At 32.4% G+C, this 12,448-nt stretch carries 12 protein-coding genes; 8 read left to right on the plus strand and 4 right to left on the minus strand.

Annotation, left to right across the window (positions count from 1 at the left end; all coding sequences use genetic code 11):
• Nucleotides 1–17: 17 nt before the first annotated feature.
• From PMI10_RS02520 to PMI10_RS02535, 4 genes are all read right to left on the minus strand, one after another.
• The gene (locus tag PMI10_RS02520; RefSeq protein ID WP_007804147.1) at nucleotides 18–1,154 is read right to left on the minus strand and encodes a DegT/DnrJ/EryC1/StrS family aminotransferase; all 1,137 of its coding nucleotides are present in this window, start codon (nucleotides 1,152–1,154) and stop codon (nucleotides 18–20) included.
• Nucleotides 1,151–2,101 (minus strand): hypothetical protein, encoded by a 951-nt coding sequence (locus PMI10_RS02525; protein ID WP_007804149.1) that lies wholly within the window; start codon nucleotides 2,099–2,101, stop codon nucleotides 1,151–1,153. The genes PMI10_RS02520 and PMI10_RS02525 overlap by 4 nt, the downstream gene beginning before the upstream one ends.
• Before the next feature lie 7 nt (nucleotides 2,102–2,108).
• Entirely contained in the window at nucleotides 2,109–2,711 is a 603-nt protein-coding gene (locus PMI10_RS02530) for a trimeric intracellular cation channel family protein (RefSeq protein WP_007804151.1), read from the minus strand.
• A 100-nt stretch (nucleotides 2,712–2,811) separates the two neighbouring features.
• Nucleotides 2,812–3,558, minus strand: coding sequence for an RDD family protein (locus tag PMI10_RS02535; RefSeq protein WP_007804153.1), 747 nt, complete (start codon nucleotides 3,556–3,558; stop codon nucleotides 2,812–2,814).
• A 20-nt stretch (nucleotides 3,559–3,578) separates the two neighbouring features.
• Between PMI10_RS02535 and PMI10_RS02540 the strand changes: the two genes are divergently transcribed.
• From PMI10_RS02540 to PMI10_RS02575, 8 genes are all read left to right on the plus strand, one after another.
• The gene (locus tag PMI10_RS02540) at nucleotides 3,579–4,544 is read left to right on the plus strand and encodes a stage II sporulation protein M (protein ID WP_007804156.1); all 966 of its coding nucleotides are present in this window, start codon (nucleotides 3,579–3,581) and stop codon (nucleotides 4,542–4,544) included.
• Nucleotides 4,544–5,488, plus strand: coding sequence for a hypothetical protein (locus PMI10_RS02545; protein WP_007804158.1), 945 nt, complete (start codon nucleotides 4,544–4,546; stop codon nucleotides 5,486–5,488). The genes PMI10_RS02540 and PMI10_RS02545 overlap by 1 nt, the downstream gene beginning before the upstream one ends.
• Nucleotides 5,481–6,254 (plus strand): DUF4129 domain-containing protein, encoded by a 774-nt coding sequence (locus tag PMI10_RS02550; RefSeq protein WP_007804160.1) that lies wholly within the window; start codon nucleotides 5,481–5,483, stop codon nucleotides 6,252–6,254. The genes PMI10_RS02545 and PMI10_RS02550 overlap by 8 nt, the downstream gene beginning before the upstream one ends.
• Entirely contained in the window at nucleotides 6,247–7,455 is a 1,209-nt protein-coding gene (locus tag PMI10_RS02555; protein ID WP_007804162.1) for a DUF4350 domain-containing protein, read from the plus strand. The genes PMI10_RS02550 and PMI10_RS02555 overlap by 8 nt, the downstream gene beginning before the upstream one ends.
• A gap of 41 nt (nucleotides 7,456–7,496) precedes the next feature.
• On the plus strand, nucleotides 7,497–8,510 hold the full coding sequence (locus PMI10_RS02560; protein WP_007804165.1) for an AAA family ATPase: 1,014 nt from the start codon (nucleotides 7,497–7,499) through the stop codon (nucleotides 8,508–8,510).
• Nucleotides 8,511–8,684: 174 nt separating this feature from the next.
• A complete protein-coding gene (locus PMI10_RS02565) occupies nucleotides 8,685–10,016 on the plus strand; it encodes a DUF58 domain-containing protein (protein ID WP_007804167.1) in 1,332 nt (443 codons plus the stop codon).
• Nucleotides 10,017–10,144: 128 nt separating this feature from the next.
• Nucleotides 10,145–11,230: a phosphoglyceromutase gene (locus PMI10_RS02570; protein ID WP_007804168.1), complete on the plus strand. Its 1,086-nt coding sequence runs from the start codon at nucleotides 10,145–10,147 to the stop codon at nucleotides 11,228–11,230.
• Nucleotides 11,231–11,422: 192 nt separating this feature from the next.
• A complete protein-coding gene (locus PMI10_RS02575; RefSeq protein WP_007804169.1) occupies nucleotides 11,423–12,211 on the plus strand; it encodes a TrmH family RNA methyltransferase in 789 nt (262 codons plus the stop codon).
• The last annotated feature ends 237 nt before the right edge of the window (nucleotides 12,212–12,448 follow it).

Genomic DNA, 12,448 nt, shown 5'->3' on the forward strand with positions numbered 1-12,448 from the left:
TTTTAATAAAATCCCATTTAATAATTGTTTAAAATTGAAACAACAAAATCCACTTCATCATTAGTCATTACCGGACTGATTGGCAAACTTAAAATTTCATTATGTATTTTTTCAGTAATTGGAAAATACAAATTATTCCAGCTTGAAAATGCTTTTTGTTTATGTGGCGGGATTGGATAATGAATCATTGTTTGAATCCCGTTTTCTAATAAATAACTTTGTAATTTGTCTCGATTTTCGGTTCTGATAACAAACAAATGAAATACATGATTATTAGATTGCTTCGTACCTCGAAATGACACTGTAGGCAATATAATCTTTGCGTTTTTTATTTCAGACAAATAACGTTTGGCGATAACACGACGTTTTTCGTTATCCACATTTAAATTTGATAGTTTCACATTCAAAAAAGCCGCTTGCAATTCATCCAATCTTGAATTTACACCAATATATTCGTTATGATATTTAACTTCGGAACCATAATTCCGAAGAGATTGAATAGTTCTTGCTAATTCACTATCATTTGTCGTAACCGCTCCCCCATCTCCCAAAGCTCCCAGATTTTTTCCCGGGTAAAAGCTAAAAGCAGCTGCATTCGACAGATTTCCGGATTTTTTACTTTCGACTTTCTCCTTTCGACTTTCAACTAACATGGCTCCGTGCGCCTGAGCTGCATCTTCGATTACTAATAAGTTATTTTGATTTGCAATTGTATTAATCACATCCATTTCGGCTAATTGACCATACAAATGAACTGCCAAAATAGCCTTGGTTTTTGATGTGATTTTTTCTGAAATCAAATCCGGATCGATATTGTACGTTTCTAACTTTGGCTCAACCAAAACCGGAACTAAATCTGCTTGTAAAATTGCCAGAATACTGGCGATATAAGTATTCGCCGGAACGATAACTTCATCTCCCTTTTGAAGTTTCCCTAACTGAATATAACCTTTAAAAATCAAGACTAAAGCATCAAAACCATTACCGACTCCTATGCAATATTTTGAATTACAATATTCTGCAAAAGTTTTTTCAAATGTTTCCACTTCCCTCCCTAAAACATACCAGCCATTATCCAAAACTGATTTCAATTTTTCCTGAAAAGCAGTTTCATATGGTTTATTTATCTTTTTTAAGTCCAGAAACTTTATCATTTAATACTTATTTTATAAAAATCCTGATTATAAACAGAACAACCTAACTCTTCTTTTTGTTTTAAAAGCCCGGAGTTATATCCTTTTTTATTATCATCACCAACAATACCCATGTCAAAAAAATATTTTCCTTCGTTCTTGTATTTTTCTATTAAATTAATGAATAAAAAATCAAGTGCCCTTACCTCTTCCCCTTTTTTAGTAGTAGCACCATATTGCGATTTTACAATTTTTTCAGTTTCAAAAATAGTTATTCCGGCAATTATTTTATGCTCATTGTAAACTGAAAATTGCTTTACATTTTCGGGAAATTTTTTTTTCAATATTGTAATTTCTTCTTTTGTATGAACGGGTTTTGTATTATGTTTTTCGATTAATCTTGGCTCTAAAACTTCTTCCCAAAACGGATACATTTTTTTTTCTTCAATAATCTCTAAATGAAGATTTTCGATTCTTCTGAAATGTTTCAGTTTACTTTTCGATATTTCTAACGGAATAGTCAGATTAACAACCAAATTCATTTCTTTTCGCTCTAATACACCCCCTTTTTTAATCAAAAAGAAATCTATTTCCTGATTTCCTTTCGAAAGATAAAAACTTGGAATTGGCTTATAATAAAAAATATCAATTGTATTTTCTTTTAGATAGAATAAAACTTCATCTAAAATCAATTCAACTTTTTCTGCTTTTAATTTAGATGAAAACACCAATCCGCCATAAGTCAATCCCTGATGCGAATACACTATTTCTCCTGACCTGTTAGCCGGTAAAACGGCAACCAGTTTTTCTTCTTCAAAAATCATTAAAGAATAATCCTCAAAACGATCTTTATGATACTCCATAAAATCACGATGAAATAAAAATGTAGCATTTTTGGCCTGAGCAATAAAGTCATTCCATGTTTTAAAATCGTTTTCAGTATATTTTTTTACGGTATATTTATCCAATGTTCTTTTATTTATGATCAAAGGCCGGCAAATACCATTTGAATTTTACAGCCATTAAGCGTACCGAAATTATAACAATTGAAGTAGTTAAGTACAATACATCCTGATTTAATTCTAAACCTCGCAAAGCAAAAAATACTATACCTCCAAAAATACAAATGGTAGCATAAATTTCCCTTCTGAAAATAGTTGGGATTTCAGTACACAAAATATCCCTGATTACACCTCCAAAACAAGCTGTCATTGTTCCCAAAGCAATGCAAATTACAGGATGCAGACCTATTGAAATTCCTTTTTCCAAACCTATTAAAGTAAAAACGCCTAAACCAATTGTATCGAATAAAAATAATGAGGTACGAAGCTTGTCAAACTTTTTTCTAAAAAGAATAGCAAGACCAAAACCCAAAATAATTACATAAACATATTGCAAATCCAGCATCCAGCCTACCGGAGTTCTTCCTATCAAAACATCGCGAAGTGTTCCGCCACCAACTGCTGTAACAAATGCAATAATAAAAACTCCAAACGGATCTAGTTTTTTATGCATCGCGGTTAAAGCACCCGACATTGCAAAAGCCATTGTACCTATAATATCTAATAAATGGAACATTTTTTTTAGGTTCTAAGGTTCTGAGTCACTAAGTTTCTAAGATTTAAAAATTATCTTTTTTTATTGAATTTGACATTGTTATTGATATTGATCTTTACATCTACATATTCTGCGTATAAAAATTATAATCTTTTAAAACAGTACGGATAAAATCTGTAGGATTTCCTGTCGATTGATTTTTGATTCCTGTTACATTTTCAATTTTAGAAACTAATTTATAAATGATTTCGTAATCATTTTTGGCCTCTGCCCTTTGAAACGTTTCCTTGATGATTCGCATATCATTATCTGATAATTTAATTACCAAAGGATAAGTTGGCACATAAGCTTCTCCTATTTCTTCCAGGATCGTATGGCTTATATTAATTTTATTTTTTAAAGTAATAACAGATGTTCCTGCCACCATATCTCCTAATCGTTGACTTTTTTTACTGGAGATCACCGATATCAAAGCAATAATTCCACTAAAAATTGAAATATCAACCAATCTGAAAAACCAACGCATTAAATAATCACCAAATCCGGCCTGATAGCCATCAATTTTAACTACTTTGATTTTAGTAAGCTTTTTTCCGATTGTCTGTCCTTCAAAAATGCTTTCCAGAGTGATTGAATAAATTATTATAGGAAAATAGAGGAATAAAATAATCGAAACTCTTGACCAGTTATCTAAATTAACCATTAATCTGTCTATATTTAACCAATAAAAAAATATCATCGAAATCACTATGCCATAGGCGATTTTGATGATTAAATCCAAAAAATAAGCTCCTATCCGCTCACCAACTGAAGCCGATTTAAAATTTATTTTAACATTTTGTGTTGTATTTATCGATAATTCTGACATATTTTATATTTTAGCCTACAATGAGAGAAGTTGCCTTCATAAAACAAAATAAAGAAAAATGGCTGGAATTTGAGCTAGCTATTTTTGGTAAAGCTAAAAAAAATCCTGATGAGTTAGCTAATTTGTACATTCAAATGATGAATGACTTGTCGTATGCCCAAACCTATTATCCAAAAAGTAAGACTGTAGTTTACTTAAATCATTTGGCATCACAGATTTATCAGAAAATTTACAAAACAAAACGAGCTGAGAAAAACAGACTTTTAGAATTCTTCAAAATCGAAGTTCCACTGCTTATTTATGAATACAGAAGATATTTAATGTATGCTTTTGTATTGTTTTTTGCTACTGTGGCGATGGGTGTAATTTCAGCACGATATGATCCTAATTTTGTACGGTTGATTTTGGGTGATGGTTATGTAAATATGACTTTAGAAAACATCAAAAAGGGAGATCCCATGGCTGTTTATGGCTCAGGAAGTAACTGGGGAAGCTTTATTGGCATTACAATGAACAACCTTTATGTTGGCGCAAGATGTTACATCTATGGAATTTTTGGCGGAATTGGAACGTTTTATATTTTTCTGCAAAACTCCCTGATGTTAGGAGCTTTTCAATACTTTTTTTACGAACAAGGTGTTTTTTGGAAAAGCGTCCGCGGAATATGGATTCACGGTTCTATGGAAATTTTTGCAATTGTCATTGAAACTACTGCCGGATTTATTTTAGGTGCTTCTATCCTGTTTCCCAAAACTTTTTCGAGAATAAATTCATTTAAAATGGGTTTTAAAAACAGTTTCAAAATATTTTTGAGTACTTTTCCCTTTACAATCAGTGCAGGATTCCTGGAAGGTTTTATTACCCGATATTCTATCGATATGCCTAATTGGCTCAGTAGTTTTATTATTTTATTTACGCTTGGAGTAATTTCTTTTTACTATCTGGTTTATCCTTTTATTGTCCATAAAAAAACAACTTCATTATAATGTTTGAACTTTTAAAAAAACGAGGGCTTAGCGAATACATCTCGGATACATTTACTTTTTTCAAAATTTTTGGAAAACACTTTTTCAAAAATTACATTATCATCAATGGAGGTTTTTTATTGATTTTGTGTGTTTTGATGTACTTCCTTTTCAAAATTTATTTTGAAGTTTTATTTTCTGTATCCGGAGCTCCCAGCGGAAGTTATTTTTTAGAATACTTCAATAATAACTTTGGCATTTTTATAGGTTCCATTATACTTTTCGGAGTATTGATTATTATTTTGTCATTGCTGAATATTGCCTATCCAATTCTTTATTTACAACTTATTCAGGAAAAAGGAGGAAATGATTTTACAACTTCAGATATTATTCTGCTATTGAAACAAAATACAGGAAAATTATTAAAATTCTTTATCGGATCGGTTTTTATTCTTTTTCCGATAATGATTATTTCGTTTGTAATTTTGTTCCTTTTATGTTTCATCCTTATCGGTATTCCGCTGATTATGATTGCGATGCCTGCTTTTATAGCCTGGGGGCATTTAAGCCTTTATACGTACCTTACAGAAAAAACAAGGTTTTTTGAATCCTTAAAAAGAGGTTTTTCATTGCTGAAACAAGAATTCTGGGCCATTACAGGAACAACATTTATCATGCTTATGCTGATACAGATTGTACAGGGATTTATTACAATGATACCTTATATGATTGGAATGATTTTGTTTTTTACCTCTTCCAGTCCCGCTTGGAATAATAGCTATGCTGATTTTTCATCTATTGGTATTTTCATAACTGTTATTTTTCTGTTTACCATCATACTAAGCTATCTTTTTAATAATCTGATCATTGTCAATCAGGGAATCATTTATTATAGTTTAAGGGAAGAAAATGAAAATCTAACTTCTGTTAGTCAAATTGATTTAATCGGAACCGATAATGAATAAAATTTTCCTAATTCTTTCTTTTCTTTTTTTCTTAAGTATTTCTAATGCTCAGGATACTTTGGCTACAGCCGAACCGCCAAAAGCAACTTCAGTAAAATATACTGAGAAGGATATCCAAATTGATTCGGATACAATTGAAACCAAAACATTCCCTAAAAATTTCAAAAAAAAATATACAGATTCAGACTTTGTGTATGAATATAAAACGCCCGAAAAAAACTGGTGGGATCATTTTAAAGAATGGCTGGCAAGTATTTTAAATAATTTATTCCGATTCAGCAGTAACGAAGCTTCAATGAATTTTGTCTCCATCTTATTGAAAGTTCTGGCTGTTTTGATTGTTGTTTTTGTAATTTATTTAATTGCAAAAGCTTTAATAAATAAAGACGGGCAATGGATTTTTGGAAAAGATGCAAACAAAAAAACGATCTATTACTCGGATATTGAAAAAAACATCCATCTTTTAGATTTTGAAAAGTTAATTGCAGCAAGTATTGAATCAGGAGAAAAAAGAATTGCTGTTCGTTATTATTACCTTTGGTTATTGAAGGTTATGGCTCAAAATCATTATATCGAATGGGATATCGAAAAAACCAATTCAGATTATTTGTACGAAATTCAAGGGCCAGCTCATAAAGAAGAGTTTACCTATTTATCATACTTATACAATTATATCTGGTATGGCGAATTTGAAATTGATGAAACAATGTTCAGAAAAGCCGAAAATCGTTTTAAAAACGCAATAAAAACTTTTAGCAATGAATAAAACCTTAAAAATATACATTGCTATTCTGGTTGTTATTTTCACCCTGATAGTAATGGCAGACCGTAACCGGCCAAAACCTATTGACTGGAGACCAACCTATTCGGTAAATGATAAAATTCCGTTTGGATTATATGTTTTTGATAAAGAAGTTAAAGGACTACTTAAAAATCAAAAGATTGAAAGGGTTTCTGCAATAACACCTTATGAATTTTTAGATTCCAAATACGACAGCGATTCGCTGGTTGAAAACTATAAAATAAAAGGTACCTTTTTTAATATTTCAGAATTTGAATCAATTGACGACCAGTCTATCAAGGAAATCCTCTATTTTGTCTCACACGGAAACAATGCTTTTTTAAGTATGAAAACATTTCCCCAGACATTATTAGATACTTTAAAAATTGATTTCAGAACCGATTTCCAATATTCTGACAATACTTCAGTCTGGCTGGCCAATAAAAATGTAAGTGCAAAAAAATATCATTTGGTTGAAGGAATGGGTGACTATTATTTTTCTAAAATTGATACTTTAAACACTACTGTTTTAGGATATCAAGGCAACAAACCAACCCAAAAGCGCATTAATTTCATAAAAGTCCCTTATCTGAATGGCTATTTTTATCTGCATACACAACCCGCAGCTTTTACCAACTTTCATTTGTTAAAAAGTGATCATTACCAGTACGCTGAAAAAGTATTATCTTATATTCCGAAAGGAGATGTTTTTTGGTATACCAAAGGGCAAAACAGCGAGACAATTTCCGATTCGCCATTACGCTATATTTTAAGTCAGCCTGCGCTAAAATGGGCCTGGTATTTATTTTTAATCGGAATGCTGATTTTTATTCTTTTTAATGTCAAACGAAAACAAAGAATTGTTCCAATATTAAAACCTCTGCCTAATTTAACGGTTGATTTCACCAAAACCATAGGGAATTTATATTATCAGGAAGGTGATCATGACAATATAATCGACAAAAAAATCATTTATTTTCTGGAAAGAGTCCGAAATGAATATTTAATAGATACTGCAAAACTTGATGATGTTTTTATCAAAAAACTGCATCATAAATCAGGAAAAGACGAAAATGATATTCGGGATCTTGTATTTCTAATCAACGAACACCGAAAAAGTTACCACGGAAGTCTCGAAGAAGATTTAATCCGAATTAATAATGCCATTGAGAAAATTTTACATTAATATTTTTACAGAAAATCATTTAAAAGAAAACATACTAAACCATGGACGATATCAATACTACAGAAACAGAAATTACAAACGAAAATGTAAATTTTGAAACCAGGCTAAATTTAGCACCACTTTTAGATCACGTAAATGCCATCAAAAAAGAACTTGAAACGGTAATTGTAGGTCAGCATAAAATGATCGATCAGCTTTTGGTCGCTATTTTATCAAACGGACACGTTTTGCTTGAAGGTGTTCCGGGTGTTGCAAAAACCATTACAGCTAAACTATTATCAAAAACCTTAAATATTGGCTTTAGCCGAATTCAGTTTACCCCGGATTTAATGCCTTCTGATATTTTAGGGACTTCGATTTTTAATTTAAAAAATTCTGAATTCGAATTTAAAAAAGGCCCTATTTTCTCTAATTTGATTTTAATTGATGAGATTAACCGTGCCCCTGCCAAAACACAGGCTGCCCTTTTTGAAGTTATGGAAGAGCGTCAGATTACAATTGATGGCGCAAGATACCAGCTCGAAACTCCTTTTTTGGTCCTTGCCACACAAAATCCAATTGAACAGGAAGGAACGTACCGATTACCGGAAGCACAGTTGGACCGTTTTTTATTCAAAATCACTATCGATTATCCTAAATTAGAAGAAGAAATCATAATTATTCAAAGAGAACATCTTTTACAGGATCATGGTAAATTGGAAGCCATTAAAACTATCCTTTCTGCTGAGGAAATAAAAGGGTATCAAGCGTTAATCAAACAAATCAGAGTTGAACAAAACTTGTTGGAATACATTGCCCGAATTGTCGTAAATACACGTGAAAATGCCTTTTTATATTTAGGGGCTTCACCTCGTGCATCAATTGCTATATTGAATGCTTCCAAAGGTTTTGCTGCCATCAATGGTCGTGATTTTGTCACACCCGAAGATGTTAAAGAAGCTGCAATTCCGGTTTTACAACATCGTGTTATCGTAGCACCGGAACGTGAAATGGAAGGTATTACAAGTGTAGAAATCATCAGGCAAATTATTGAATCTGTAGAAATTCCGAGGTAGTGTTCAGTTGCAGTTTTCAGTATCCAGACTGGAACTATAAGCAGAGAATAATGCAAATCGAAAGTGTCATCCTCAGCAAAATCGAAGACTTTTGAAACTTGAAAGGGCTTCGACCTCAATCAGCCTGACAATAACGAATAAAACATAAATCTGAACCTGAAAAACTATTTTAAATTGAAATTCATAAAAAGTCTATATCTCAATAATTTCTTCTTCTATTTGCTTTTAGGCATTATAGGGCTGTTCATTTGTGCTTTTATTTTTCCTGGTTTATACAACGCTGTTTGGTTTATAGTTTTGATTTTAAGTACTTTTCTCGGACTTGATATACTGATTTTATATCTGGCCAAAACTGGAATTGAAGCTACGAGAGAGACTCCTGAAAAGTTATCGAACGGTGATTTGAATCCCGTAAATATTTCGATCAAAAATCATTATACTTTTACAATTTCAGCAAAGATTATTGATGAAATTCCGTTTCAGTTTCAGATACGTGATTTTAAAATTTTAAGAACCATCAAATCATCTGCTCAGGATGTAATTGGATATGATTTGCGCCCAACAGAACGTGGTGAATATCATTTTGGAAACTTAAATATTTACGTGTCTTCGCCATTAAAGTTAATTTCAAGAAGGTTTACTTTCGACAAAGATAAAATGGTACCCACATATCCATCCTATATTCAGTTGAGAAAATATGATTTGTTGGCTTTTTCGAATAATTTATTCCAATACGGAATCAAGAAAATTCGCCGAATTGGGCACACAATGGAATTTGAACAAATTAAGGAATATGTTCAGGGTGATGATCTTAGAACCTTAAACTGGAAAGCTACTGCCAAGAAAAATGCGCTGATGGTAAACCAATTCCAGGACGAAAAATCACAATCAGTTTATATGGCAATTGATAAAGGCCGTGTAATGCAAATGCCTTTTAACGGTTTGAGTTTATTGGATTATGCTATTAATTCGACCTTGGTCCTGGCAAATGTCATTCTGAAAAAACAGGACAAAGCCGGAATTTTTGCATTCTCCAAAAAAGTCGAAAACAGAGTTTTTGCCGAAAAAAGAGGTTCGCAAATGCAGAAAATTCTGGAGACTTTATACAATATCAAAACTGATTTTTTCGAAAGCGATTACAGCCGTTTGTATGTCGATATCAAGAAAAATATCAACCAGAGAAGTCTGATTATTTTGTACACCAATTTTGAAACGATGGATGGTTTGAATCGCCAGATGCCATATCTGAAAGGAATAGCAAAAAGTCATTTATTGGTAGTGATTTTCTTTAGTAATACTGAGCTGAACGCCATTATCAATAAAAAAACCGATACAATTCAGGAAGTATACGACAAAGTAATTGCCGAAAAATTCATGTTCGAAAAACGACTTATTGCGAACGAACTCAAGAAATATGGAATCCATTCGGTATTGACCCAGCCTGAAAATCTGACTTTGGATGCTATTAATAAATATTTGGAGATTAAGGCACGAGGAATTTTGTAAGGATGTGAAATGTATGTTGTGAAAATGTAAAATGAGTATTATTAAGATATCAAGTTCGTAAATTAAATTTAAGAATGATCAAAAATCTTTGAATCTTTGTTCCTATGAACCTTTGTAACTCAAAAAACATGAAAAAAGCACTTTCAATCCTACTCATTTTATTTAGCTTTTTATCACATGCCCAAAAAACAGAAAACATCATTATAATAACCACAGACGGTTTTAGATGGCAGGAAATTTTTAAAAGCATGGATCCTGTAATAGCCAATGATAAAAAATTTAATCAGGGAGACAGTGCTTACATTTACAAAAAATATTGGAATCCTGATTTTAAAGAATCACGTCAGAAACTAATGCCTTTTTTATGGTCTGAAATTGCATCGAAAGGTCAGATTTATGGAAATCGTGATCTCGGAAATAAAGTAAATGTTTCAAACCCATATTGGTTTAGTTATCCCGGATATAGCGAAATCATGACCGGAAACGTTGATATTTTAGTCAATTCTAATGATTATAAACCGAATCCAAATGTCAATGTTTTGGAGTTTTTAAATCAGCAGCCAAAAATAAAAGGGAAAGTTGCCGCCTTTGGAGCATGGGATGCTTTTGACAGAATTTTAAATGAAGAAAGAAGTGGTTTTCCTGTAATTTCAGCCTTTGATAAAATTGGAGGAAAGAATCCAACGGCTGTTCAGAAATTACTAAATGAAATACGGGATGATTCGTTTAAACCTTTTCACGAAGACGAATGTCTGGATGTTTTCACACATTACCAGGCCCTGAACGAACTTAAAACCAACAAACCAAAAGTACTTTACATCTCTTATGGAGAAACCGATGAATGGGCTCATTCAGGACATTACAGATCTTATCTGGATGCTGCAAATCAGGTTGACAAATGGATAAAACAAATCTGGGATTTTGTTCAAAACGATCCTCAATACAAAAATAAAACGACGCTATTGATAACCGTTGATCACGGTCGCGGCGACAAAACAAAATCCGAATGGACAAGTCACGGCGAAAAAATTGCAGGAGCATCAGAAATTTGGTTTGCCATCATAGGTCCTGATATTGCATCTAAAGGCGAAATAAAAACAGAATCTCAATTGTATCAAAAACAATTTGCACAAACGATTGCCAAAATTATGGGATATACTTTTACAGCAGCACATCCTGTTGCAAAAGAGATTACAGAAATCTTTGAGAAATAAGATTTTTTCTTGCCACGAATTTCACGAATTAGTATTTCACCTTAATGTGAATAAAAATTAGCGAAAATTCGTGAAATTCGTGGCACCTTTTTTTTGTTTCATCTTACTTGAAACCTACAAGGTTTCAAAAACCTTGCAGGAAGAAAAAAACCTCTGTACCTTTGAGCCTTTGCAACTTTGAGCCTCAAAAAAATGAAACAAATCTCTTCAGTACAAAATCCGTTTATAAAATCGCTTGTTTTATTGCAGGAAAAAGCAAAAGCCCGCAAACAAACCGGAACATTCTTGATTGAAGGGTTACGTGAAATTTCATTAGCCATAAAAGGTGGTTACGAAATAGAAACCGTTTTATTTTTACCGGAATTAGTTACAGAGAATCAGATTTCTAAATTGGTAAATTCGCCAGTTGAATTAATCGAAATCAATAAAGAAGTTTATCAAAAACTGGCTTATCGCGATACTACCGAAGGCATTTTGGCAGTAGCCAAAACCAAATCGTTACAATTGTCAGATTTGAAATTATCCGATAATCCGTTAATTTTAGTTGCCGAAGCTCCAGAAAAACCAGGAAATATTGGTGCGCTTTTACGTACTGCTGATGCTGCGAATCTGGATGCTGTTTTGATTGCCAATCCAAAAAGTGACTTATATAATTCAAATATTGTACGTTCAAGTGTAGGCTGTTTATTCACCAATCAAATTGCTACAGGAACAACAGCTGAAATTATTACTTTTTTGAAAGATAAAAAAATTGACTTTTACTGCGCAACTTTACAAAATTCAACTTCTTATCACACACAGAATTTTACCACACCAACCGCTTTAGTTGTTGGAACAGAAGCTACAGGTTTAACACAGGATTGGCGGGATGCTGCGACTCAGAATATCATTATTCCGATGCAGGGAGAAATCGATAGTATGAATGTTTCTGTTGCTGCGGCTATTTTGATTTTTGAAGCAAAACGTCAAAGAGGGTTTTAGATTTTAGATTGAAAGTCTGCGACTTTGCTTTCTTCATTTTTAAATGTTTTTTACTTTTTTTTCTAACAAAAAGATAACTTTTATATTGTCCGACTGAGCGGAGTCGAAGTCCTTTTGAAACACAAAATAATCTCTAATCTACTCGATTCGACAAGCTAAAAAATCTAAAATCTAAAATCTGAAATCAACAATGCAAAGCCTTGCGTATATTCAAACAAATCCTTATTTTTAAGAATT

Source organism: Flavobacterium sp. CF136, from assembly GCF_000282055.1.
Classification (GTDB): domain Bacteria; phylum Bacteroidota; class Bacteroidia; order Flavobacteriales; family Flavobacteriaceae; genus Flavobacterium.